Annotated in this window: 21 protein-coding genes, 1 tRNA gene and 1 other RNA gene; 10 read left to right on the forward strand and 13 right to left on the reverse strand. The window is 66.6% G+C overall.

Annotated features, from left to right (window positions below; genetic code table 11):
* Positions 1-10 precede the first annotated feature (10 nt).
* Positions 11-1,465, reverse strand: a complete 1,455-nt coding sequence (thrC, locus tag CIMIT_RS08340) for a threonine synthase (RefSeq protein WP_038591661.1) — start codon at positions 1,463-1,465, stop codon at positions 11-13.
* Between the two features lie 65 nt (positions 1,466-1,530).
* On the opposite strand from thrC, the gene CIMIT_RS08345 reads away from it, so the two are divergent.
* Positions 1,531-2,853, forward strand: coding sequence for an MFS transporter (locus CIMIT_RS08345; RefSeq protein ID WP_038591665.1), 1,323 nt, complete (start codon positions 1,531-1,533; stop codon positions 2,851-2,853).
* Between the two features lie 39 nt (positions 2,854-2,892).
* Entirely contained in the window at positions 2,893-4,227 is a 1,335-nt protein-coding gene (locus CIMIT_RS08350; protein WP_038591669.1) for an MFS transporter, read from the forward strand.
* On the opposite strand, the gene CIMIT_RS08355 is transcribed toward CIMIT_RS08350, so the two are convergent.
* Genes CIMIT_RS08355 through CIMIT_RS08365 form a run of 3 tightly spaced genes read right to left on the reverse strand, consistent with a single transcriptional unit; the run spans position 4,199 to position 8,834 of the window.
* Entirely contained in the window at positions 4,199-4,456 is a 258-nt protein-coding gene (locus tag CIMIT_RS08355) for a hypothetical protein (RefSeq protein WP_038594543.1), read from the reverse strand. The two genes, CIMIT_RS08350 and CIMIT_RS08355, sit on opposite strands and share 29 nt — an antisense overlap.
* Positions 4,457-4,472: 16 nt before the next feature.
* Positions 4,473-7,499 carry a bifunctional [glutamine synthetase] adenylyltransferase/[glutamine synthetase]-adenylyl-L-tyrosine phosphorylase gene (locus CIMIT_RS08360; RefSeq protein ID WP_038591672.1) on the reverse strand — a complete coding sequence of 1,009 codons (3,027 nt, stop codon included), beginning with the start codon at positions 7,497-7,499 and terminating at the stop codon, positions 4,473-4,475.
* Complete coding sequence (locus CIMIT_RS08365; RefSeq protein WP_038591675.1) at positions 7,500-8,834, reverse strand: glutamine synthetase family protein; 1,335 nt, start codon at positions 8,832-8,834, stop codon at positions 7,500-7,502.
* Positions 8,835-8,889: 55 nt separating this feature from the next.
* On the opposite strand from CIMIT_RS08365, the gene CIMIT_RS08370 reads away from it, so the two are divergent.
* The gene (locus CIMIT_RS08370; protein ID WP_038591678.1) at positions 8,890-10,377 is read left to right on the forward strand and encodes a CYTH and CHAD domain-containing protein; all 1,488 of its coding nucleotides are present in this window, start codon (positions 8,890-8,892) and stop codon (positions 10,375-10,377) included.
* On the opposite strand, the gene CIMIT_RS08375 is transcribed toward CIMIT_RS08370, so the two are convergent.
* Positions 10,374-10,553 (reverse strand): hypothetical protein, encoded by a 180-nt coding sequence (locus CIMIT_RS08375; protein WP_038591680.1) that lies wholly within the window; start codon positions 10,551-10,553, stop codon positions 10,374-10,376. The genes CIMIT_RS08370 and CIMIT_RS08375 overlap by 4 nt on opposite strands.
* Positions 10,554-10,653: 100 nt before the next feature.
* Here CIMIT_RS08375 and CIMIT_RS08380 point away from each other — a divergent pair, with 100 nt between their 5' ends.
* Positions 10,654-11,871 carry a galactokinase family protein gene (locus CIMIT_RS08380; RefSeq protein ID WP_038591682.1) on the forward strand — a complete coding sequence of 406 codons (1,218 nt, stop codon included), beginning with the start codon at positions 10,654-10,656 and terminating at the stop codon, positions 11,869-11,871.
* Here CIMIT_RS08380 and CIMIT_RS08385 read toward each other — a convergent pair.
* The 5 genes from CIMIT_RS08385 to CIMIT_RS08400 form a co-directional block, all read right to left on the reverse strand.
* Positions 11,868-13,253: an RNB domain-containing ribonuclease gene (locus CIMIT_RS08385; protein ID WP_038591686.1), complete on the reverse strand. Its 1,386-nt coding sequence runs from the start codon at positions 13,251-13,253 to the stop codon at positions 11,868-11,870. The genes CIMIT_RS08380 and CIMIT_RS08385 overlap by 4 nt on opposite strands.
* A 46-nt stretch (positions 13,254-13,299) precedes the next feature.
* Positions 13,300-13,701, reverse strand: an RNA gene (gene rnpB, locus CIMIT_RS12235) — RNase P RNA component class A.
* A gap of 21 nt (positions 13,702-13,722) precedes the next feature.
* Complete coding sequence (locus CIMIT_RS08390) at positions 13,723-14,883, reverse strand: bifunctional RNase H/acid phosphatase (RefSeq protein WP_038591689.1); 1,161 nt, start codon at positions 14,881-14,883, stop codon at positions 13,723-13,725.
* Positions 14,884-15,573 (reverse strand): zinc ribbon domain-containing protein, encoded by a 690-nt coding sequence (locus CIMIT_RS08395; RefSeq protein ID WP_038591691.1) that lies wholly within the window; start codon positions 15,571-15,573, stop codon positions 14,884-14,886.
* A 20-nt stretch (positions 15,574-15,593) separates the two neighbouring features.
* On the reverse strand, positions 15,594-16,739 hold the full coding sequence (locus CIMIT_RS08400) for a Nif3-like dinuclear metal center hexameric protein (protein ID WP_038591694.1): 1,146 nt from the start codon (positions 16,737-16,739) through the stop codon (positions 15,594-15,596).
* Between the two features lie 35 nt (positions 16,740-16,774).
* Between CIMIT_RS08400 and CIMIT_RS08405 the strand changes: the two genes are divergently transcribed.
* Genes CIMIT_RS08405 through CIMIT_RS08420 form a run of 4 tightly spaced genes read left to right on the forward strand, consistent with a single transcriptional unit; the run spans position 16,775 to position 19,521 of the window.
* Entirely contained in the window at positions 16,775-17,419 is a 645-nt protein-coding gene (locus CIMIT_RS08405) for an HAD-IA family hydrolase (protein ID WP_231910283.1), read from the forward strand.
* Complete coding sequence (locus tag CIMIT_RS08410) at positions 17,406-17,888, forward strand: low molecular weight protein-tyrosine-phosphatase (RefSeq protein ID WP_038591699.1); 483 nt, start codon at positions 17,406-17,408, stop codon at positions 17,886-17,888. Before CIMIT_RS08405 ends, CIMIT_RS08410 begins: the two co-directional genes overlap by 14 nt.
* A gap of 6 nt (positions 17,889-17,894) precedes the next feature.
* Complete coding sequence (locus CIMIT_RS08415; RefSeq protein ID WP_038591702.1) at positions 17,895-18,782, forward strand: SURF1 family cytochrome oxidase biogenesis protein; 888 nt, start codon at positions 17,895-17,897, stop codon at positions 18,780-18,782.
* A 28-nt stretch (positions 18,783-18,810) separates the two neighbouring features.
* Positions 18,811-19,521 (forward strand): hypothetical protein, encoded by a 711-nt coding sequence (locus CIMIT_RS08420; protein ID WP_038591705.1) that lies wholly within the window; start codon positions 18,811-18,813, stop codon positions 19,519-19,521.
* Here CIMIT_RS08420 and CIMIT_RS08425 read toward each other — a convergent pair.
* Positions 19,518-21,290 (reverse strand): exonuclease domain-containing protein, encoded by a 1,773-nt coding sequence (locus CIMIT_RS08425; protein ID WP_051904898.1) that lies wholly within the window; start codon positions 21,288-21,290, stop codon positions 19,518-19,520. The genes CIMIT_RS08420 and CIMIT_RS08425 overlap by 4 nt on opposite strands.
* 151 nt (positions 21,291-21,441) lie before the next feature.
* On the opposite strand from CIMIT_RS08425, the gene CIMIT_RS08430 reads away from it, so the two are divergent.
* Both CIMIT_RS08430 and CIMIT_RS08435 read left to right on the forward strand, forming a co-directional pair.
* Positions 21,442-21,630, forward strand: a complete 189-nt coding sequence (locus tag CIMIT_RS08430) for a hypothetical protein (RefSeq protein WP_038591708.1) — start codon at positions 21,442-21,444, stop codon at positions 21,628-21,630.
* A 6-nt stretch (positions 21,631-21,636) separates the two neighbouring features.
* On the forward strand, positions 21,637-22,287 hold the full coding sequence (locus CIMIT_RS08435; protein ID WP_051904899.1) for a hypothetical protein: 651 nt from the start codon (positions 21,637-21,639) through the stop codon (positions 22,285-22,287).
* 125 nt (positions 22,288-22,412) lie between these two features.
* Here CIMIT_RS08435 and CIMIT_RS08440 read toward each other — a convergent pair.
* Positions 22,413-22,485, reverse strand: a tRNA-Val gene (locus CIMIT_RS08440).
* A gap of 60 nt (positions 22,486-22,545) precedes the next feature.
* Positions 22,546-22,989: a DUF3052 domain-containing protein gene (locus CIMIT_RS08445; protein WP_407919533.1), complete on the reverse strand. Its 444-nt coding sequence runs from the start codon at positions 22,987-22,989 to the stop codon at positions 22,546-22,548.
* Positions 22,990-23,062 lie beyond the last annotated feature (73 nt).

Here is a 23,062-nt window from a genome sequence, read left to right on the forward strand (position 1 = left end):
GGGCGCTCCTTTACTTCTCTGCGTCGTCTGCGGCGTTGTCCGCAATGTACTGCTTGACCCGCTCCGCATCGTTGGGCAGGTCGGTGACGTGGCGCGCGCCGTCCATGATGTGGGCGAAGCGCTCCGGCACCTCCGGCTCGCGCCCGGTCGCTTCGACGATGGTGTCGGCGAATTTCACCGGCAGCGCCGTTTCCAGCACGACGATGCGTGTGTCCACCTCGTCGGCCAGGCCGCGGGCGACGTGGATGCCGTCGGCGGTGTGCGGGTCGACCATCACGCCATGCTCCTGGAACGTCTGCTTGATGGTGGCCAGCCGGTCGGCGTGCGTGGACGAGCCGGAGGCAAAACCAAACTCGTTGCGGATGCGCTCGAGCACCTGCGCACCGCCCATCTCGTCTACGCCGAAGCCGCCTTCTTTGACCTTGGTGCCGAAGAGTTCGGCGGTGGTGGCGGCGTCGCGCGAGAGGGCGTCGAAAAGCATGCGCTCAAAGTTGGAGGCCTTGGAGATATCCATCGACGGCGAGGAGGTCGCCTGGGTCTCGGCCGCGGAGCGCGGGCGGTAGTTGCCGGTGCGGAAGAACTCGTCGAGCACGTCGTTTTCGTTGGTGGCCACGATGAGGCGGTCGATGGGCAGGCCCATCTGCTTGACGACGTGACCTGCACACACATCACCGAAGTTGCCCGTCGGCACCGAAAACGAGATGCGCTCGTCGTTCGAGGTGGTCACGCGCAGGTAGGTGGAGATGTAGTAGACGGTCTGCGCGAGCAGGCGCGCCCAGTTGATCGAGTTGACCGCGCCGATTGCGTACTTCGCCTTGAAGGCGGCATCCGAGTTGACCTCCTTGACCACGTCCTGGCAGTCGTCGAAGACGCCGTCGAGGGCGATGTTGAAGATGTTCGGGTCGTCCAGGCCGAACATCTGCGCCTGCTGGAAGGGCGTCATGCGCCCGGCCGGGGTGAGCATGAACACGCGGATGCCCTCGCGGCCGCGCATCGCGTACTCGGCGGACGAGCCGGTATCGCCCGAGGTCGCGCCCAGGATGGTGAGCGTTTCGCCGCGGCGGGCCAGCTCGTACTCGAAGAGCTCGCCGAGCAGCTGCATCGCCATGTCTTTAAACGCCGCGGTCGGGCCCTCGGACAGGTGGGCGATCGAGAGTTTCTCGTCCAGCTCGGTCACCGGCACGATGTCCGGGTGCGCGAACTTCGGGGTGTGGTAGGCCTTGGCGGTGAGTTCTTCGATCGCGGAGGCCGGAATGTCGTCCACGAAAAGCTTGACTACCTCGGCGGCTAGGGCGGCATAGCCCTTGTCGCGCAAGAGGGTGCGCCACTCGTCGAGAAGCGCAGGCGAAAGCTGCGGGTAGGTGGCGGGCATGAACAAGCCGCCGTCGGCGCTTAAGCCCCCGAGCAGGATGTCGGTGAACTTGTGCGGGGCGGCGGTCTGGTCGCGAGTCGAAATGTAATCCACGGCCGTCAAGCTTACGGGACGCACCCCCGTGGCGGGTTGAAAGCGTGAATGTTAGTGTGCGGCGCATGAAAAAAACTACGGTGTCGTATCACCCGCGCGAACAGGTCACACGCACCGCGCTCGCCGTCTGGTGGGGCGCGGTCGCCGTCTATATCGTGGCGATCTTCGGCCGGACCTCCTTCGGCGTGGCCAGCATGGACGCGATGGCGCGCTTCGAGGTCAGCGCCTCTCAGATCGCGGTGTTCACCGCAGTCCAGGTCGGCGTCTACGCCGCCGCCCAGGTGCCCACGGGCCTGGCCATCGACCGCTTCGGCCCCCGGTTCATGCTGGTCTCCGGCGCCGTCGTGATGGCCGCCGGCCAGATCGCGCTGGGGTTGACCACAAGTTACGGCCTCGCGCTCGCCGCCCGCGCGCTGATCGGACTTGGCGACGCCACCGCGTTCCTCTCCGTCATGCGCATCCTCCCCTACTGGTTCCCGCCGAGAAAGACGCCGCTGTATACGCAGCTGACCGGCGCGCTCGGCCAGCTGGGCCAGTTCCTCTCCGCGGTGCCCTTCCTCGCGCTGCTCGGCGCGCGCGGCTGGACGGTGGCGTTCGTCTCGCTGGGCGCGCTCGGACTCATCTTCGCGCTTGTTGCCGCGCTGGTGGTGTCCGACTCCCCAGAGTGGTCGGCGATGACGCGCGAGCAGCGTCGAGAAGTGCACGCGCAGAAGCGGGCGCAGCGCGTACCGCTGGCGTTTACGCTGCGCACCGTGGTGCGCTCCCCTATCGCGTGGGAGGCGTTTTTCATCCACGGCTGGGTCATCTTCTGGATGTTTTCCTTCTCCCTGCTGTGGGGCGTGCCGCTGATGACGCAGGGCATGGGGCTTTCTGAGGCGCAGGCAGGCACCGCTCTGATCCTGTTTAGTGTGGGCAACGTGATTGCCGCGCCGATTATGGGCGTGGTCTCTGCCAGGCTCGGCGTGCGCCGGGATCTTGCCTCGCTGTGGATCGGTGCAATCGTCCCCATCGCCTTCGCGGTGCTCTTCGCTTCCCCCGAGCCGCGCGGTTTCGGCGCGGCACTGGTGGTTACCTCGCTGCTCGGCCTGTGCATGCCCGCAGGCAACTTTGGCTTCGACACCCTGCGCGAGTACTTGCCGGCCGAGATGGTGGCCACCGGCACGGGCTTGGCCAACATGGGCGGATTTCTCGCCTGCATGATCGGCTCGCAGCTGGTGGGTGTGCTGCTCGACTGGTCGGCGGGCGGCGCGGAGTTCACGTGGGCCGATTTCCGTATCGCCTGGCTGGCGTTTTTCGGCACGGCGGCCGTGTGCCTGATTGGTTTGCTCGTCTCGCGTAGGAAGGCAAAGCGGATTACCCGCCACGTGCCGATCGTCAGCCGCACATAAATGCGCATACCGCACAGCCGAGGATTACCATAGGTTGCCATGGCAAATGTTCACCCCCGAGAGCAGCTCACTTCCAAGGCACTTTTCGTGTGGCTCGGCGCAGTCACGGTCTATGCCATCGCGATTTTAGGGCGCACGTCCTTCGGCGTGGCCAGCGTGGCGGCAATTGACAGGTTCGAGGTGGACGCTTCCCGCATCGCGGTGTTTACTGCGGTCCAGGTCGGGGTGTACGCGGCAGCGCAGATCCCGACCGGGTTGCTCATTGACAAGCTCGGTCCCCGCTTCATGCTCGTCGCCGGCGCGGTGATCATGGCGGTCGGACAGATCGTGCTCGGCCTGACCACCAGCTACGGGGTCGCGCTCGCCGCCCGCGTGCTCATCGGCGCAGGCGACGCCACCGCATTTTTGTCCGCAATGCGCATCTTGCCCTACTGGTTCCCGCCAAGGAAGACACCGCTATTTACCCAACTGACCGCGGCACTGGGCCAGCTCGGCCAGTTCCTCTCCGCCGTGCCTTTCCTCGCCCTGCTCGGCGCGCGCGGGTGGACAGTCGCGTTCGTCTCCCTCGGTGTGCTCGGCCTGCTCGTGGCAATCCTCGCCGCGATCGCGGTAGCGGACACGCCCGAGTGGGCGGAGATGACGCCCGGCCAGCGCCGCGAGATCAAGCAGCAGAAGCAGGAGTCCTCCCCCGCCATGCCGCTGTCGCGCATTTTGGGCACCGTGCTGCGCTCACCGGTGGCCTGGGAGGCGTTTTTCATCCACGGCTGGGTCATCTTCTGGATGTTCTCTTTCTCCCTGTTGTGGGGCCTGCCGCTGATGACGCTCGGCATGGGTCTTTCCGAAGCCCAGGCCGGCACGGTGCTGATCGTCTTTACCGCCGTCAACATCGTTGCTGCCCCGGTGATCGGCGCGCTGTCTGCCCGGATGGGTTCGCAGCGCGACCTCGCCGCGCTCGTCTTGGGCGCTGTCACACCGGTGGTGTGGCTGGTGTTTTTCGCCTCCGAGACGCCGCGCGGGTTCGGCGCGATCCTCGCAGTCGCCGTGCTCATGGGCGTGTGCATGCCGACCGCCAACTTCGGCTTCGACGCGGTACGCGAGCAGCTGCCCGCAAGTATCGTCGCCACCGGCACGGGCCTGGGGAACATGGGCGGGTTCGTCTCCTGCATGATCGCCGCGCAAGCCGTGGGTGTGCTGCTGGACCACTCTGCGCACGGCCAGACCTACCAATGGGCCGATTTCCAGCACGCCTGGCTCGCCTTCTACGTCACGGCGGCGGTGCTGCTGGTCGGCCTGCTCGTGTCGCGTCGAAAAGCGAAGCGGATTGATAGCCCGAGCGTGAAGATCGTTAGCGCGGAGGCTCCTGACGCCCGGTAAGGATGTCCACTACCGAGCGGATCGCCGCGTCCCCCAGCTGCGGCAGCTGTGTCTCCGTCCGCGTGGTGGTGGCGCGGCGGGTGTCGGGCTCGACCTCGAGCGTAAGCGTCGTGTCCTCGAGCTCAAGCCGGGCATGCTTATCGACGCCCGCCACACGCGCCCCCTCCACCAGCGCCACCAAGTCCGCAAACGTCGCATCATTTAAATCGATTGAAAAGTGCACAGCCATGTCCCCCACTCTAGGCTCAATCGAACTCGCGGGTGGGCGGCTCTCCCCAGAACACCTCCTCGATGACCTGGTGCGCCCGGCGCGTAATCCGCAGATAGTCCTCTAAGAACTGCTGCTGCTGGTCCGGGTCGTAGCCGGCGGAGCCCGCCACCTGCGCAAGCTGCGGGCCCGGCGCGGGCAGCTGGTCGGTGCGCTTGCCCGAGACCAGCACGAGCGCGCTGCGGGCGCGCGTGGCCGTGAGCCACGCGGTGCGCAGGATCTCCGCCTGTTTCGCGGGCAGGACGGCCGGATCGTCAAGCTCGGCGAGGAAGTCCAGCGCGTCCAGGGTGGAGGTGGTGTGCAGGCCCTCGTGTTTGTGGGCGTGCATCATGGTGAGCAGTTGGACGGTCCACTCGACGTCGGCGAGCGCGCCGCGGCCCAGCTTGGTGTGGGTGGCGCGATCCGCGCCGCGCGGGAGGCGCTCGTTGTCCACGCGGGCCTTGATGCGGCGGATCTCGCGGATATCGGCCCGGCTCGCCCCGCCCGAGGGGTAGCGGAACTGGTCGATCATGCGCAGGAAGGCCTCGCCGGTTGCCACGTTCCCTGCGACAACAGTGGCGCGCTGTAAGGCTTGCTTCTCCCACACTTCGCCCCACTGACTGTAGTAGCGCTCGTAGGAGGCGATCGTGCGCGCCACCGCCCCCGAGCGGCCCTCGGGCCGCAGGCCGAGGTCGACTTCCAGCGGCGGGTCGTCGGAAGGCTTGGCCAAGCGCTTGCGTAGCTGGTCCACGATGCGCGCGGCCCAGGCGGTGGCGTCGGACTCCGAGGTCTCCCCGACCGGCTCGGCCACCACCATCACGTCGGCGTCCGAGCCGTAGCCCAGCTCCGCCCCGCCGAGACGGCCCATGCCAATAAAGGCGATGCGGGCGGGCTGCTCGGCAAGGCCCTGCGCCAACAGGTCCGCGTGGATCTCGGACTCGAGCGCGGCCTGCAGCACCGCCTCCCACACGATGGTCAGCTCGGTGCAGACCTGGCGCACGTCCATCATGCCGAGCAGGTCGGCCGAGGCGATGCGCGCCAGCTCCGCGCGGCGCAGCGAACGCGCCACCGCCACCGCTTTGTCCGGGTTTTCGCGGTGCCGGTTGGCCGAGTTGATGATCGCCTTGTGCACCTGGTCGGGCGCGGGCTCTAACAAGCGCGGGCCGCTGGAGCCGTCGCCGAGCAGCTTGACCACATCGGGCGCGGAGATGATGAGGTCGGAGGTGTACGGCGAGTTGCCGAGGATGTGCATAAGGCGCATGCCGACCACGCCCTCGTCGCGAAGCATGCGCAGAAACCAGCTCCGATCGAGCGCGGCGTCGGAGAGCTTGCGGTAGTTGAGTAGGCCCGCGCCGGGGTCAGCGGTGCCGGCGAGCCAGTGCATGAGGGTGGGCAGCAGGATCGCCTGGAGTTTTGCTTTGCGCGAGGTGCCCTTGACCAGGGCGTTGAGGTGGTCGTAGGCGCGCGCCGGATGGCGGTAGCCGAGCACGGCGAGCTGCGCTTTGACGGCGTCTGCGGAAAAGGTCGCCTCGCCGATGGACAGGTCGACTACGGCTTCGAGCAGCGGGCGGTAGAAGAGGCGCTCGTGCAGGTTGGCCACCACGCGGCGCAGCTGGGTCAAGGCTCGCTGCATTTCCTCGACGGCGGTATGGCGCGCGGTGGCCTGGAAGCCGGCCGTGCGCGCGAGCCAGCGCAGCCGCTTCTCATCGTCGTCGGCGGGCAGCTGGTGGGTGCGCTTGAAGCGCTGCAGCTGGAGGCGGTGCTCGAGCAGGCGGAGGAACTCGTAGGCGCGGATGAGTTTGTCGGTGTCCTCGCGGCCGACGTAGCCGCCGACCATGAGCGAGTTGAGCGCCTTGACCGTGTTCGGCTCGCGCAGGCTCTCGTCGATACGGCCGTGGACGAGCTGCAAGAGTTGGACGGCGAACTCCACATCGCGCAGGCCGCCTTCGCCGAGTTTGAGCTCGCGCTGGCGCAGCGACTCGGGCACGTTGGCGAGCACGCGCCGGCGCATCGCTTGGACGTCTTCGACGAAGGATTCGCGCTGGGAGGCCTCCCACACCAAGGGCGCAAGCTTTTCGACGTAGCGCTTACCCAACGAAACCGCACCGGTCAGCGGCCGGGCCTTGAGCAGCGCCTGGAACTCCCAGGTCTCCGCCCAGCGCTTGTAGTAGGTCACGTGGCTGTCCAGCGTGCGCACAAGCGCGCCGGCCTTGCCCTCGGGGCGCAGGTTCGCGTCGACCTCGAAGAAGCAGGCGGTGCCCAGCTGCATGAACTCGCTGGCGGTGTGGGTGGCCTTCGCGGTGGCTTCTTCAGCGACGAAGATGACGTCCACGTCCGAGATGTAGTTCAGCTCGCGGGCGCCGCACTTGCCCATCGCCACCACCGCGAGCGCGGTGTCCGGGTTGTCGTCGCCGTAGACCTGGCGGATGGCAACGGCGAGGGCGGCAGTTAAGGCGGCGTCGGCAAGCGCGGTGAGCAGCGCGGTCGTGCGCTGGTACCCCACGGGCGTGGTGCCGCCGTGGCCCTTGAGCGGGGTGAACGTGCCCGCGAGGTCGGCGGCGGCAATCCGCATCATGAGCGTGCGGTAGGTCTCGCGCAGCGCATCCTTGGCCGCGTGCTTGTCGGAAAAGCGCGCGCCCGCGCGGTACGTCGACTCCTCGATATGTTCCGCCTCGACGGCGCGCAGCATCGCCTCGCGCATCTCCTCCTCGGTCGGTAGCGGGGCGGCGAGCTCGCGCCACAGGTGCGGATTCGCCACGAGGTGATCCGAGAGCGCCGTCGAGCCGCCGAGTAGCGCGAAGAAGCGGGTGCAGAACGCCGGGTCCTCGGCGAGCGCCGAGCGGACTTCATCCCATTCCGAAGACAGCGCGCCGGCGAAGCGGTGTGCGGTGTTGAGAGCGAGGTCGGGATCGCCGGCGCCGGCAAGGGTCCAGAGCAGTGCGGCGTCGTCAAGCGAAAGCTCCTCAATGTCTTGCGCGGCGCGCGGCGAGGTGAGTCCAAGTTTTGCCGGGGTGGGAAGCGTCATTTACAGGTCCATCCCGCTGTCGAGCTCCCAGGGGGTGACCTGGCTTGTGTAGTCGTGCCACTCGTCCCACTTGGCGCGCAGGAAGTACTCGAAGACCTGCTCGCCGAGTACTTCCGCCATGAACTCGGACTGCTCCAGGTAGCGCAGCGCCTGGTCGAGCGAGTTGGGCAGGTCGCGGTACCCCATGGCGCGGCGCTCGCGGCGGGTGAGCGCAAAAACGTCGTCGCGGGCCGGCTCGTCGAGCTCGTAGCCCTCAGAGATCCCGCGCAGGCCGGCGGCGAGGACTGCGGCATAGGCCAGGTAGGGGTTGGCCGCCGAGTCGAGCGAGCGGACCTCGATGCGGCGCGACTCCGCCTTGTGCAGCCGGTAGGTGGGCACGCGCACCATCGCAGACCGGTTCGACACGCCCCAGGTCGCAGCCGTGGGCGCCTCAGAACCGAACTGGAGGCGTTTGTACGAGTTGACGTACTGGTTAGTCAGCGCGGAAATCTCGTTGGCGTGCTCGATGATGCCGGCGATGAACTGGCGGCCGGTGCGCGACAGGCTGATCTCATCGTCCGGGTCGTGGAAGGCGTTCTCGTCGCCCTCGAACAGTGAAAAGTGCGTGTGCATCGCCGAGCCGTCCTTGTGCGGAAACGGCTTCGGCATAAAGGTGGCGTGCACGCCGTTGGCCTCGGCGACCGTTTTCACGATGTAGCGGAAGGTCAGCACGTTGTCGGCCATGGTCAGCGCATCGGTGTGGCGGAGGTCGATCTCCTGCTGGCCGGCGCTGGCCTCGTGGTGGGAAAACTCGGTGACAATGCCCATGTACTCCAATGCGGCGATCGCCTGGCGGCGCAGCTTCGGTGCCTCGTTGCGTTTGGCCTGGTCGAAGTAGCCGCCCAGGTCGGCGGGCTGGGGGCGCTCGCCGGGTTCGAAGGGCTTGACCACGTAGAACTCAATTTCGGGGCTGGCCATGAACTCGAAGCCCATGTCGCGGGCGTGCTCGATCTGGCGCCGCAGCACCTGGCGCGGGTCGCTGTAGAGCGGCTCGCCGTCGGGCATGGTGATGTCGCAGAACATGCGCCCGGTCTGCAGCCCGGAGTCCTCGTCGAAGGGCAGCGCCTGGTAGGTCGACGGGTCCGGTTTCAGCAGGGTGTCGGATTCGGAGATGCGGGTAAAGCCCTCGATGGAGGAGCCGTCGAAGCCCGCGCCCTCGTCGAAGGCGGATTCCAGCTCGGCGGGCGACATCATCACGGTTTTCAGCGAACCGAAGATGTCAGTGAACCACAGCCTTAAAAACGCGATGTCCTGCTGTTCGACTTTGCGCAGCACGTCTTCCTGTTGAGTGTTCATACTCCCACTGTAGCGGCGCTAGGCTTGGGTTTGAGTCGATGTGAGGAGAGGAATTATGGCGCAGGAAGTTTTGGAAGTTGAGGTCAAGCTCGCCGTGGACGAGGGGGTCAAACCGCCGGGGCCCTCGCTTGTCGACGCCACGTTGTCGATTACCTCCACCACCACCCACAACCTCTCCGCCACCTATTTTGATACCGAGGATTTGCGGCTCACCCGCGCGAAGACCGTCCTGCGTTGCCGCACAGGCGGCACGGACGACGGCTGGCACGTCAAGCTCCCGGGTGAGGGTGGCGCGCGCCGCGAGCTGCAGGTGCCGCTTGCCGACGCCCCCGGCGAGGAAGTTCCCGCCGAACTGCGCGAGGCGGTCGCGGACATCGTCGGCGATGCGCCCCTGGTCCCGATCGCGCGGGTGGACAACCGGCGCGTGGAGTCCGTCCTGGGCCGCGAGGGCACCGCGTACGCCGAGTTCTGCGACGACCACGTCACCTCCGAGTCCTACCTGCCCGGCGGACAGACGCAGTCCTGGCGCGAGTGGGAGCTGGAGCTGACCGAGGCGGTTGCAGGCACCGAGGCCGGAGAAACGCTTCTTCACAACGCCACCGAGGCCATGCTGGCGGCGGGCGCGCGCCCAGCAGACGCGCCGTCGAAACTGGTCAAGGCCTTAGGCGACAGCATGCCGGCCGGGCCGGCCGGGCCGGTTGATGCGGCGCTTCGCGAGACGCGAGACAGGATCGTCGACTACGCCCCGCGCGTGCGCGACGACGAGTACGACTCCGTCCACCAGATGCGCGTGGCCACCCGCACAATGCGCTCTTTGCTGGAGACCTTCGAGGGCGCCTACAGCGGCACCGATGTCGCCCACCTGGAGGCCGAGCTCAAGCACACTGCTGCGGTGCTTGGTAGCGCGCGCGACGCGGAAGTTGTCGAGCAGCGCATCCACGACCTGGTTGCTACCGACGAGACCGGGACCATCGATGCCGCCACCGCAGTACACCTCAACCGCGACATTCGCGAGGTCTACGAGGTAGCGCACGCCGAAATTGTGCAGATGCTGGACTCGGAGCGGTTCGCTGAGTTGCTGGTGGACGTCGATAAGCTGCAGCCGGCCGGCAAGCAAAGCGACGCTGAGCTCTACGCGCAGCTGCGCGGTGCCTACAAAAAGCTGAAGAAGCGCGACGCGAAGATGGAAAAGCACGCCGACGACGCCTCGCTGCCGCTGGCCGAGCGCGAGGCGTACGTGCACGCTGTGCGCAAGGCGGCGAAGAAGCTGCGCTACGCCGCCGTCGCCGCGCAAGACTCCGGGCTGAAAGCGAAGCCGCTGGTCAAGGCGTGCGTGCGCCTGCAGTCGGTGCTCGGGGATTTCCAGGACTCGGTGACTACGCGCGAGCACCTCGTGCGCCTGGCACAGGCCGCGCACTCCCGCGGCGAGGACACCTTTGCCTACGGCGTGCTCTACCAGCGCGAACTCGAGCTCGGCCGGGCCGCGCTCGCGGGCTACCCGAAGGCGATGAAGAAGGTGAAGAAGGCCTTCAAGAAGCTCTAGTCTTCCCAGGCCTCGTCAGCCTCGTCGGCGGCCTTGTTGCGCTGGGCGGCGATCTCGAGGGCGTGCGCGGCCTCCTCGCGCGTGTCATACGGCCCCATGCGGTTATCCCAGGAGGCGACCTTGCCCTGGGTGACCTCGCCGGTGGTCGGGTTGAAGTAGAACTTCTCGTCTGCCATCGTTGTGCTCCTTTGCTTGACGGGGTTTTCGCCCCACCCTACCCGCCGCGCGCGGTTGGTAGTCTGGGGTTTCACGCCGACCGACTGGAGAGGACGCCGTATGTCTTTGTGGACCGACCCGACTGCCCAACACGCCACGCCGGTGGCGGAGCGCGCACGTACAGCCCACGAAAAACGCACCGGGCACGCCCCCGCACACGTGGCGAGCGCCCCGGCGACGTGGATCCTGGCTGGCGAGAACGTCGACCACTTCGGCGGTGCGACGCTCATCGGTCTGTCCAGCCTGCGCGCAGCGGTGGCGTTCAGCCCGCGCGATGACCACCAGCTGGTCTTCGCCGCCTCCGCGCCCGCCTCCGAGGACGTGGTGGCCACCGCGCCGCTTGGCGAGCCCGCCGATGCCGACCACCCGCTGGCCAAGCGCTGGGGCGGGCTGGTCCACCAGCTCATCCAGCGCCAGGTCCTCTCCCGCGACACGGCGGGCCTGGACGTCACGGTGATCTCCGACATCCCGCTCGGTGCCGGTCTCGGCGCACTGTGGGCGGCGGATTCGGCGATGTGCCTCGCGCTTGCAGCCGGCCACGCCGAACTCAACGAGGCGCCCTTCCGCGCCCGCCTGGCCGACATCGCCTCCCAGGCCGTCGACGCGTACTCCTCGCTGACCGGCCTGCGCTCACGGCACACGGCGGCCCTGCGCGCGAGCGGCACCGGCATCGCGGTGATTGATTACGCCGACGGCTCGCTCACCGAGGCGCCGCACCCGGGTCGCGAGGGCGTGCGTTTCTTCTCGGTGGCGGAAAAATTCGGCGAGGCGGATGACGGCGAGGTCGAGCGCATCGCCGCGCACCGCGCGTTTATCGACGCCGCGTGTGCCAACTTCGGCGTTACCTCACTACGCAAGCTTCCCGACGCCATCGACCGCGTCGTCGAGTGGGTCACGGCGCGTCGCACCGTCGGCGACGAAACCGCGCCTACCCCTGAGCAAGCCCGCGCCTGGGTGCACTTCTGCGAGGCAGAGACACTACGCAGCATGGCTGTGGCCAAGGCGCTGCGCTCGCGCCACACCAACGACCTGTTCAGCCTGGTCAACAGCCCCACCGAGGCCCGCGGACTTACGCTGCCGGACGCGCTGGTCGAGCTGTGCAAGACGCGCGGGGCGGTCGCGGCGCGGCCTGCGGCGACCGGTACCTCCAAGGCGGTGCTCGCGCTGGTGTCGGTGCGTACGGCAGACGAGTTCGCCCGCACGATGGCCAAGGATTTCGACATCGTGGAGATCACGCCCGGGCGCACCGCCTGCCTGGAGGATGCGCCCGCGGACTAGTCGGCGGGCCAGGCGAAGGCCACCTCGCGCGCGGCGGCGTCGGCGCGCACGAGCGAGAACTTCGTCTCGGTGCCCTCCCCCGGCGCGCCGTGCGAGGGCGCGAGTACCGGCGGGTCGGCGATGAAGATGCGGGCCTCGTCGGCGTCATTGACCTGCAGTGTGACCCCGTCGAAGTTGTGGCCGACCCAGGGCGCGAGCACGGTCGCCTCGGTGAGGTTGAGGCAGGCGCGGTCCACGGTGTGCGCGAGCTGCGAGGTCCGCCCCATCGTCTTCAACACGCGCGGTGCATCCGCGCGCACCCACTCGGGGATGTCTTGGCCTGCGCAGATCGCCAGGCAGACTTCGGTGGCGTAGCGGTCGATCAGCCTGCGCAGCGGGGCGGTGACGTGGCTGTAGTAGCCGCCGATGCCCGCATGCACCTCGGCGTCTTTCTCTGCGAGGTCGACGTAGCCTGCCCCGCGCAACAGCTTTTGTGCCTCGCGCATCATGGCCATGCCGCGCGGGGTGTCGGCGTCGATGCCCGCGAGAAACTCGCCGATCTCGCCTCGCACCTCGTAGCCCAAGTTCGCGGCTTCGCGCCGGAACTCCGCTTCCGCCTCACGCGTCGCGGGCCCGAGCGTGCGCAGGAAGCCGACGCCGGCCTCCACCATCATCCGGCCGGCAACCATGCCGGTCATCAGCGAGATTTCCGAGTTGTAGTCCATCACCGGATGCCGCGGCTCGATGAACAGCTCAAAGGTGTCCGCATCGCCGCCCACGCGCACGCTCGGCAGCCGCAGGTTGATCGCTTTTCGACGCAACGAACTCCCCTGCCGCAGCCTTCCTACCTCCGGCAACAGCGCAATCGACGGGTGCGGGGTGCCTGTCTCGAAATCGGCGTGAACTCCCTCGTAGTCCAGGCGCGCCACCGAGTGCACCAGGGCGCGCTCGACGTGGGCGTGCTCAACTTCACCGCGCTCGTCGAGTTCGAAGGTCCAGAGCACGGCGGGGCGGTCAACGTCGGGAAGCAATGAGGCGGCGTCTTCGCTTAAGGCTGGCGGGTGCAGCCGCGCCGGCTCATCCGGCAGGTAGATCGTCTGCCCCCGCGTAAGCGATGCGTCTTTGACTGCGCCTGCGGGCTCGACGAAGGCGGCGACATCCGCGATGGCGTAGGTGACGGTGTAGCCGGCACCGCGCTCGGCGATGTGCACAGCCTGGTCCAAATCGCGTGAGCCTGCGGGGTCGATGGTGACAAGGGGGATCGAGCGGGCGTCGATACGCTCGGCGGCAAATTGGTCGGTCAGCTGCGCCGCTTCCTCGAGCACGGGTGTTGCGAAGTCGGTGGGGACGGAAAATTCGCGCGCGATGGCGCGAAAGTTCAGCGGCGCGGCATAAAGTTTCATACCCCGCCATCGTGCCAGACGCACGCGCAGCGCGCTGTATAAAAGGCGAATGAGCCGGCCTATGAGCCGGATTCTGTGCCCCGAAAAAGGGCGGTGACCATCCATCTGGGCCACCCATCGCTGGGTGCCTCAAGCAGCTACCTTCGGACTTGGGCGGGCAGCCTCATCGCGTCCGACGACCCCCGCTTGTAGCAAGCGGGGATTCTTGCCTTGCTCCCGGTGGGGTTTACCTGGCCGCCGATGTCACCACCAGCGCCGGTGCGCTCTTACCGCACCCTTTCACCCTGACCCGGTTGCCCGGGCGGTCTACTTTCTGTTGCACTTTCCCGCGGATCGCTCCGGGTTGCTGTTAGCAACCACCGTGCCCTGTGGAGTCCGGACTTTCCTCGGCCGCCCGCCAGCCCGCATGCGCGGCGGTACGGGCAGCCGCGGTCACCCGGCCAACTCATTCGCAAGGCGTCACTATACCCTACCGGTGGTGCGCAACATCGTTTATGCAGCGCACAACGCCAAAATCGGCCCAAAAATCCACCACGGAAATGCTTGCCAGGTCGAGGAAGGTGTGCGTGAACACCTCCGCGCCGGCGCCGAGCCCCTGCCGGATCACGGACTTGATCGGCATCATGTGGGTCACCACCAGAATCGTCTGGCCCTCGCGCTGCTCCTGCAGTTTCAGGCGCGCACGCGTCACCCGCCGGTGCAGCGCGGTGATCGATTCGCCGTTCGGCGGGGCCTTGGCTATCGACGACTCCCAGGCCCCAAACGCCTCCCCGTCCATCGCATACGCCTCCGCGCGGGTAAGCCCCTCGAAGTCGCCGAAGTTGATCTCGCGGAAACCGTCGACGGTCTCGAAGCGCTCGAAGCCGAGCGCGTCGGCCGCGGCCTGTGCGGTCTGCTGCGCCCGGGCCTGCGGGGAGGCCACAATCGCGTCGATCGGGCCGAAGCTGCGCAGTGTCTCGGCGGCCCGGCGCGCCTGCTCGCGTCCCAGTTCGGTGAGCTCCGGGTTGGAGACGCCGGACAGTCGGTGCTCTGCGGAGTGCGCGGTCTGGCCGTGGCGCAGCAGGATGAAGCGGGTGCGCGGGGTGTCGGTCGCGCCGTGGACGAGCGCGGCGGCGTGCGGGGCGTCTGTTTTCTTCGCGGTCTTCTTTTTCGCGTCTGTTTTCTTCGCGGAGGTTCCCTCCGCGGCGCTCTTCGCTGCGCCGCCCACGATGCGCGGTGTGCCGTCCTTTTCGGCGGCGTCCATCGCAAGATTCGACAGCTCGTCTGCTTTCTTGTTCTTCGCGCGCGGAACCCACGTGTAGGTCACGCGCTCGAAGGAGCCGGCGAGCTTGCGGGCTTGGACGGCGAGTTTCTGCATGTCGGGGTGCTTAATCTTCCAGCGCCCGTTCATCTGCTCGACGACCAGCTTGGAGTCCATAGACACCGCGACCTCGGTCGCCCCTAAGTCGGCCGCGGCCTCGAGTCCGCGCAGCAGGCCGTGGTACTCGGCGACGTTGTTGGAGGATTTCGCCCCCACCACGTAGACGATCTCCGCAAGGGTCTTGCCCGCCTCGTCGTAGACCACGGCGCCGGAACCGGCGACGCCGGGGTTGCCGCGAGAGCCGCCGTCGGTAAAGACTGCGACCTTCATCTACGCCTCCGGGGAGGGTTTGACGCGCACGAGCAGGGTGTCGCAGTTCGGGCAGTGCGGCACAGTATCCGGGTCGGCGCTCATCACCTCGGCGCGCTCGCTGGCCGGCAACTGGATGAAGCAGCCGTTGCAGGTCCGGCCGTTGAAAGCGGCAGCACCGACCGAGTCGTAGGCCTCGAGCACGTCGGCGGGCAGCTTGGCGCGCAGGGCACCGGTGTCCACGTCCTCGCGCACCGGTAGCGCCTCGACGGCACGGCGGGCGGTCTCGACCTTACGGTCGATCTCATCTAAGCGAGCGCCGTGGTTGTCGCGGTTGTTGCGCAGTGCGGCGATCTCGTTGTGGGCTTCCTTCAGCTCGGAAAGCAGGTCAGCGATGCGTGACTTGGCGGCGTAGCGGTCGTGCTCCAGATCCTTGCGGCGCTCCGGGTTGGTCTCGGCGCTGAGCTGGCGCTTGTCATCCAACTCGCGCTTTTTCAGCTTGCGCTCGTCCTCCTGGATGCGCAGGATCTCCAGCTCCATGTCGTCCACGGCCATCTGCGCGGCAGCGGAGGCGGCTTGCAGGTCCTTGCGCTGGCCCAGCAGCTTCTCCAGCTCTTGCTCCTCGGGGCGTGCGGAATCCGGGTGCGCGGCCACGCGGTCGGCCTGCGCCAGCTCCAGCAGGATCGGCTGCTCGGTAGCAGAAAGCTTCACGGTTGCTCCTTGTCCTCTTTCTAGTTCTTTGCCTTCGGGTGTGCAGACACCGTCCACGGGTCGGTGCGGATATCAAGCACCTGGGTTTCAACCCCTAGCGGCTCAACGATACTCGCCGCCTGGCTGGTCCACGGAAACTCGCTCGCCCAGTGCGCCGTATCGATCACCGCAGGCCCGCCCGCGCGCAGGTGCTCATCGACGGGATGGTGGCGCAGATCCGAGGTGACATAGACGTCCACGCCGAGTTTTGCGGCGTCGGCGAGGAAGCTATCGCCAGAGCCGGAAGAGACCGCCACCTTCTTCACCACCTGGTCCGGGTTGCCCGCGGCGCGCACGCCCCACACGGTCTCGGGCAGGGCGTCGGCGACCTGCTGGGTAAACTCGCGCAGCGTCATCGGCTGCTCCAGCTCGCCGACGCGCCCCAGCCCGCACGCGGTCTCGAGATCGCGGGTGCCCGCGGGCTCGGCCATCTGAATGACGTCGAAGGCGGGTTCTTCGTAGGGGTGGGCGGTGCGCAGGGCGTCGATAAGCGAGGCGCGCAGTGCGGTCGGGGCGACGAACTCGATGCGGACCTCGCGGGCCGTGTAGTGCTTGCCCACCTGGCCATCGGTGGGGTCGGCGCCCTCGACGGGGGTGAACTCGCCGGTGCCCTCGTGGCTGAACGCGCACTCGCGGTAGTTGCCGATCTCGCCGGCACCCGCGTGGAAGAGCTCGCGCTTGAGCCCGTCCGCATCCTCCGGCGGGACGTGCACGCCCCACTTGTCGGTGCCATTAAGGAAGATCGGCTTGATCGGGCGTCCCGGGCGCACGCCGATGAGCTCGGCGAGCACGTCAGAAACGCCGGGGCGGGCGGAATCGGCGTTTGTGTGCGCCGCGAACAGCGCGCAGCCGCCGGAAATCAGGGTGTGGACGACCTTGCCCTTCGGCGTGTTCGCCGCCACCGAGGTCACCCCGCGCATGAGCAGCGGGTGGTGCACGACCAGCATCTGCGCGCCAGCAGCAACTGCGGCCTCGGCGACCTCCTGGGTGCAGTCGAGCGCGAAAGCCACCTTTTCCACCTCAGCGTCCGGGTCCCCGCAGATCAACCCCACGGCATCCCAGCTTTCAGCCAGCTGCGGCGGGTAGGCGGTCTCGAGTGCGCGAACAACATCAGATACGACAGTCATGGCAACCAGCCTACAAATTTGCCATGCTGGGGGCCGTGAAGGATACGAAACTTACAGTGCTTCTCGACGTCGACGGCACCATCATCGACTCCTACCCCGGCATCCGCGAAGGCTTTCTGCGCGGCATCGACGCCGTGGGCATCGAGCGCCCCAGCGAGGAGTTCATCCGCCGCATCCCCGGCCCGCCCATGCGCGACTCCATGGCTGCCGCGGGACTTGCCCCCGACCAGGTCGACCGGGCGATGGAGGCGTACTCGGCCTACATGTCCGGCGAGGGCTGGCAGCGCTTCGAAGTCTTCGACGGCATGGCCGAGCTGATCGCTCGGTGGAAGGGGCACGGCGTGGGGGTGTGCACGGCGACGTCGAAAAGCGAGCGCTTCGCGCGACTCGCACTTGAGCGGGCCGGGATTTTAGAACACATCGATTTCCTCGGTGCCGCGAACCACGACGTCGGGCGCAGCACCAAGATTGAGGTGCTGGACTACGTCATGACGCAGCACGCGCCCGCCCGCGCCGTGATGGTGGGCGATCGCACCCACGACTTTGGCGGCGCCGCTGAATTCGGCCTGCCGTCGGTGGCCGTGACCTGGGGCTACGGAACGGAAGAAGAATGGGCGCAAGCCACGCACACCGCGCACACGGCGCGCGAATTGGAGGAGATTATCAATGAGTACCGCTAACCCGATCCACATCGACTTTGTCTGCACCGGCAACATCTGCCGCTCGCCAATGGCCGAGGTGATCATCCGCGACAAGCTTGCCGACGCCGGCCTGGGCAATCGCGTGCGCGTGACCTCTTCGGGCATCGGCGGCTGGCACGTCGGCGGCCCTGCCGACTCGCGGGCACGCGAAGAGCTGGCCGCGCACGGCTACGACGGCTCGCACCACGTCGCCGCCCAATTCGGCGGGGAGCGCTACGATGCCGACCTGATCGTCGCCCTCGATACCAACCACGTCTCCGAACTTGTCGCCCGCGGCGTCGACGACAATCGCGTGCGGCTCATCCGCTCCTTCGACCCGGACGCGCCCGAAGGCGCCGGCGTGGCCGACCCCTACTACGGCGGCAAGGACGGGTTTACCACCACCCGCGAACAGATCGAAGCGGCCGCCGACGGCATTATCGCCTGGGTGAACAACCAGCTAGACTAGGCAGGCGTGAAGGGCAAACAGGGTAAGACAGGCGGCACTAAGCGCGGGTGGAAGGCGTTTCTCAACCCCGGTTGGATCATCGCCGCCATCCTGATCGCCATGTTTTCCTACTACGCCTTTACCTTCCTCGCGCCCTGGCAGCTGGGCAAGAACGAGGCGCTCGAGCAGCGCAACGAGCACATCACCGAGGCCTTCGACCACGACCCGGTCCCGCTTGCCGAAGTACTCGACGGCTTCGGCCCGGACGACGAGTGGTCGCGCGTTATCGCCACCGGCCGCTACGTGGGCGAGGACGTGCTGCTGCGCCTGCGGCCGGTGGACCGCAACCCCGCCTTCCAGGTCCTGCGCCCCTTCGAGCTGGAATCCGGCGAAACCATCCTGGTCAACCGCGGCTGGGTGCCTGCGGAGAACTCCACGAACGTCCCCGAGATCGCACCCGCCCCAGCAGGCGACGTCACCATCACGGCGATGCTGCTCGCCGGCGAACCAGAGCACACCAAGGCGCCGATGCACGACCAGGGCTACGACATGGTCTACTCCATCAACCCCGCCCAAGTCGGCGAACTGACCAGCACCTCACTTGCTGCGCCTTACCTGCAACTCTTATCCGAACAGCCCGGCGTGCTCACCGCGATCCCGCTGCCCATGCTGGAAACCGGCAACCACCTCTCCTACGGGCTGCAGTGGATCGCCTTTGGCATCATGGCCCCGGCCGGGCTGCTCTACTTCATCTTCGCCGAGGCCCGCGAGCGCCGCCGCTTCCGCGAAGAGCAGGAAGAACTCGGTACTACTCCCGCTGTCGAGGAGGCCGCCGCCGCGCCCCCGCGCGAGCGCTACGGGCAAAGCAGGCGCAACCCGTGGCAACGGGCCTACGATAGGCAGGAGGAACGCTAACCTTTTCAGCGAAGGAAGGACCCGTCCGATGCCACCGCAATTAACCGTCACCGACCGCGACATCCTGGCCGCCCACCTCGATCTCTTCGACCGCGCCGGGCTGCGTTTAAGTCCCGGCATCGAGCCGGCCGATGTGGAAGACGGCGTGTGCGATGACCTCGAGTGCTTCCGGCTTGCGCCCGCCACGACGGTGCTCTCGCTTATCGACGCCGACGCGCACCCCTTCTTCACCAACATCACCTTCCCCGACAACACCGGCTTTTACCCCACCGCGCACGCGCAGCTGCCCGCCTACATCCGCGCCGTGTGCGCACCGGCGGGCACGGATCTGCGCGACGTCACGGTGGTGCCCGACCCGGGCTCGCTGGACACCGGTACCGCGCGCCTGCAGTTCGGCGAGTGGGACGTGGTAGACGTCTCCTACGATCTTTCTGCGGGCGGATGGGAGCCGGACCGTGTCAACGGCTCGCACGGGCTGATCCCCGACCTGATCGCCGCGGCGATCCCCAACGGTGGCGAGGCCGGGATCTTCAGCACCGCCGACGGGGAGACCGCGGTGGTCTACCTCAGTGAAATCGATGCCGGTGCGACGCGGACTGCAGTGGTGCACGGCCGCCCCGCCCCGCACACCGCACCGGACGCGAAGAAGCCGGTGACGGCCGCAGCGGCGCGCGCAGCGGCCCGCAACGCCGCGATTGACAACCTGTTTACCGTCCTGTTCGCGGAGGCGGAGAGCTAGCTGCGGCGGAACCAGGCGATAATCGCCACGATCCCCGAGATCACCGTGCTCACACCTGCGCCGAGGAACACCAGCGCGGTGAGAATGGACAGCGGATCCTCGCCCTCCGCATCAAAGGCGCCAACCAGGATCATCATGAACACAAAGGACGCGACCACCGTAATCGCCGACCACTTGCACACCTGCGCCGCGCGGTTCTTCTTCGGCGTTTCCGGTGCTAGGACAGCGAATGGGTCCTCGTATTGGGGCACGGGTGTAGAGAGCGGCTTGTTTGCCTCCTGCATGAGCTCTTCCGGTGTCGGGTAGGCCCAGTCGGTGGTGTCCTTCGGCTTGGTGGGCGCGGGTTCCTCGTAGGGTGAAGCCTTTTGCGGCTCGGGTTCCGGCGCGACTGTCTCAGCTGGCTCGGCGGCACCATCGGCGGCGAGCTCTACCACGAGTTCCACGAGCTTCAGCTGCCGCTTCTCCCCCACCCCGTGGAGTTTGCGCAGGTCGGCGGCGCTGGCCTCAAGCATCTGCGGAAAGTGCTCGCCCCACAGCTCGAGATACTTATCAATCCCGGTCCCCGTCGCCTCTGGCGCATCCCCGGGACGCAGCTGCGGTGCCAGCTCGTGCAGCGGACGGTCCGCGTGCTCGGCGATCCACGCTGCGGCGACGCGTACGGGTGAGGTTTCGGCTGCGGGGGCGTCGATAAGCGAAGCGGAGGTTCCCATGGTCGCGATGAGGTGCGCGAACTGCGTCTCCCCGATGATCGGCACGCCGTACTCGCGGGCCTTGCGCGCCTTGCCGCTCATGGTGTCGGGGTTGGCGGCGACAAGGACGGCGCAGTTCTTGGTCACGCCGCCGACGTCGAGGCCCGCGGCGGTGGCGCGGGCGGTCCACTCCTCGCGCGGCATGGCGAGCGTGCCGGTCAGCGCCACCCGGTCACCCGGCGAGAGCGTGACGTCGGTAGGCAGGGGCCTGATGAGGCGCTTGACCAGCGCTTGGTCCACCCCGAGCGCGTCGGCGATGGCGAGCAGTTCGGCGCGCTCGGCGTCCGTGACCACGCCGTCGGCCCAGGCCTGCACGACGAGCTGGCGGATGAACTCCTCGTTGATCGCCTCGACGTCCTCGTGCGCCAGCCCAGTCGCGGCGGCCTCGAGCTCGTGGGCCTCCTCGCGCGTGATCTGCTTGTCGCGCAGCGCGTTGGCAAGTCGATCGCGGTAGGCGTCCTCGGCGCGCGCCCCGCTCGCCGGCAGTTGGTGCGTCAGCTGGCCAATCCTGGAGTGCCGCCCGTGTGCGCTGTGGAAGTAGCGCAGGAGCTCGGCGGTGGCGGCGGCGTCGCCAAGCGCAGAGTGCGCCCGCTCGTTGCGGATGCCCGCGAACTTACACGCTTCGCTCAGCTTGCCGACGCCCACGTACTCCCGCGCCAACTTCATCGTGTCCACCCAATGCTCCGGCAGCGTGTCGGGCAGGTTGGCCCGGTCGAACTCGGCGGCAAGGAAGCGCTTCTCAAACGGCGCGTTGTGGGCAACCGGCGTGCGACTGCCCACGACCGCGCGGAACTCCTCGGCGATGCGGTCAAACGTCGGTGCCTCCACCAGGTCGATCGCGGTAATACCGTGGATCTCGGAGTTGGGGATGTCGCGCATCGGCTGGACCAGCGTGCGCCACCGGTCCTCCTCATTCAGGTCCGGGTCCAGCAGCACCACGCCAATCTCCACGATCCGGTCGTACTTGCCAAAGCCGGTGGTCTCGAGGTCAATGACCGCATACCCGTTGCGCTGATCCACTGCCGCATTCTCCTAGGTGCCGCGTAAAGCTTGCAGAACCCTGTAGTTTACAGCTAGGTATTTGCGCACCATTAACACAGATGGAGCCAAAACTCTCCCAGCGGAATACAGTTGTGTGTGTAGGGATTTAATTTTGAAGTGAGGTGGAAACATGTCAGCCCCATTGTTCGCATCGAGGACGAGTGCGGAGCTTCGAGCCGAGCGCGACGAAGTTGAGCGCGAGATGTCGCCATACACCGTCGCAATGTTGCGCCGTCTGCGCAAAGCCGGAGAACTGAACTTCCGCGAAGAAGCACTCCTCGACCGCTACGAGTCGCTCTCTTGGCTGATCGACGGCTAAGTCTCGATGGAGCAGCACACGTTCAACGACCTGGTCGAGGCTTTCGCAAGCGAAATTGAAGAGCTGCTCGACTCAACACTCGCTGGGGAGACTCATCTCGAACGTCTCCCGACAAATGCGGAAAAGCGTAGAGCGACGTTCAACGCCTCAAAAGTGCTTCATATCAATCACAGTGGCAGCAAACGCTTGCACCTTCGGTGCGTCTTTCGCCTGTGCACCGATTCGACGGGCGAGTACTTAGCCGTCGAAGGAAGCACGTTCAAAGTTGAGTTCAAAGCGCTAAGTAGGTTCGTGCCTATAGTTCGATTCGAATATGACCGTAGCGCCTGGAATAAACCCGCGAGCCATTTCCAGTTTCACGCCGACTCTGTTGCCCTAGGTCTATTGCTCGCTCGAGCAGGAAAGTATGACACCGCTGCTCAACAACAGGACATTCACTTCCCCATGGGCGGTCATCGCTTTCGCGTTTGTCTTGAAGACGTAATCGAACTTCTGATTCGTGAATTCGGTGCCGAGCCGCTCGCTGGCTGGGAAGAACGGGTTCAATCCGGCAGGGATACTTTTTACAAGGCACAAACTGAAACAGTGATTATGCGCAACCTACCTACTGCGGTCGATTTGTTGAGGCAACAGGGTTTCGAAATTCGCAAACCCTAGTGTGAAAAATTCAACGTCGCGAAGCGTATTCGCCCAAGAGGAGCTAGTTGCGGTGCGGGATTTTTCACGCCCCCCGCGCATGCGCAAGGCCCTTCTCGGTCTCCCGGAAAGGGCCTTGCATCTTGTGCGCCATGACGGGCTCGAACCGCCGACCTACTGGGTGTAAACCAGTTGCTCTTCCAGCTGAGCTAACGGCGCGCTAGCGGTAAACAGTAGCAGAACCACCGCTTCACCGCCTAACCGGCAGGTCAGCGCCGCTTACTGCTTCTTCGTGCCGGCTGCGGTGAGACAGGAGCCCTGCCACTCGCCGAAACGGTCCGCCTTGGTCTGCATCAGGCCCGCGAGCTGGGCGGATTCAGAGATCTCGCCCGGGTGGACACCGCCGGGCTTGGAGGCACCCGGGGTCATCAGCCAGACGCAGCCGTTGTCGCCCAGGTTGCGGATGGCGTCCATGAGTGCGTCGACAAGATCGCCGTCGTCGGAGCGGAACCAGAGCAGTACGACGTCGCAGAGTTCGTCGGTCATCTCGTCTAGGAGCTGCTCACCGATTGCGTCCTCGATGGCTTCCGAGATGGAAGAGTCGGCGTCTTCGTCCCAGCCGATCTCCTGCACAACGTTGTCAGGCTGAATGTTCAGCCGGTCTGCATACGTGTTGACACCTGCGGCGCCCAAAGTTTTGTTTCCTCCATGTAGACGATTCAAAGACAGTGCAATAGAGCTTACATCTGTTGTGTGGATTGTGGCGGGCGAGAGGGTAAATGTGGCGTCGATAAGC

Origin of the sequence: Corynebacterium imitans (genome assembly GCF_000739455.1) — a bacterium.
GTDB classification, from domain to species: Bacteria; Actinomycetota; Actinomycetes; order Mycobacteriales; family Mycobacteriaceae; genus Corynebacterium; species Corynebacterium imitans.

Bases quoted from the DNA above. Each gene is read 5' to 3' on its own strand.
- CIMIT_RS08380 (WP_038591682.1), top strand. From the start codon at position 10,654: ATGTCTTTGTGGACCGACCCGACTGCCCAACACGCCACGCCGGTGGCG.
- CIMIT_RS08390 (WP_038591689.1), bottom strand. From the start codon at position 14,883: ATGAAGGTCGCAGTCTTTACCGACGGCGGCTCTCGCGGCAACCCCGGC.
- CIMIT_RS08420 (WP_038591705.1), top strand. From the start codon at position 18,811: ATGCCACCGCAATTAACCGTCACCGACCGCGACATCCTGGCCGCCCAC.
- CIMIT_RS08400 (WP_038591694.1), bottom strand. From the start codon at position 16,739: ATGACTGTCGTATCTGATGTTGTTCGCGCACTCGAGACCGCCTACCCG.
- CIMIT_RS08370 (WP_038591678.1), top strand. From the start codon at position 8,890: ATGGCGCAGGAAGTTTTGGAAGTTGAGGTCAAGCTCGCCGTGGACGAG.
- CIMIT_RS08365 (WP_038591675.1), bottom strand. From the start codon at position 8,834: ATGAACACTCAACAGGAAGACGTGCTGCGCAAAGTCGAACAGCAGGAC.
- CIMIT_RS08350 (WP_038591669.1), top strand. From the start codon at position 2,893: ATGGCAAATGTTCACCCCCGAGAGCAGCTCACTTCCAAGGCACTTTTC.
- CIMIT_RS08435 (WP_051904899.1), top strand. From the start codon at position 21,637: ATGGAGCAGCACACGTTCAACGACCTGGTCGAGGCTTTCGCAAGCGAA.
- CIMIT_RS08360 (WP_038591672.1), bottom strand. From the start codon at position 7,499: ATGACGCTTCCCACCCCGGCAAAACTTGGACTCACCTCGCCGCGCGCC.
- CIMIT_RS08410 (WP_038591699.1), top strand. From the start codon at position 17,406: ATGAGTACCGCTAACCCGATCCACATCGACTTTGTCTGCACCGGCAAC.
- CIMIT_RS08385 (WP_038591686.1), bottom strand. From the start codon at position 13,253: ATGAAACTTTATGCCGCGCCGCTGAACTTTCGCGCCATCGCGCGCGAA.
- CIMIT_RS08430 (WP_038591708.1), top strand. From the start codon at position 21,442: ATGTCAGCCCCATTGTTCGCATCGAGGACGAGTGCGGAGCTTCGAGCC.
- CIMIT_RS08375 (WP_038591680.1), bottom strand. From the start codon at position 10,553: ATGGCAGACGAGAAGTTCTACTTCAACCCGACCACCGGCGAGGTCACC.
- CIMIT_RS08345 (WP_038591665.1), top strand. From the start codon at position 1,531: ATGAAAAAAACTACGGTGTCGTATCACCCGCGCGAACAGGTCACACGC.
- CIMIT_RS08355 (WP_038594543.1), bottom strand. From the start codon at position 4,456: ATGGCTGTGCACTTTTCAATCGATTTAAATGATGCGACGTTTGCGGAC.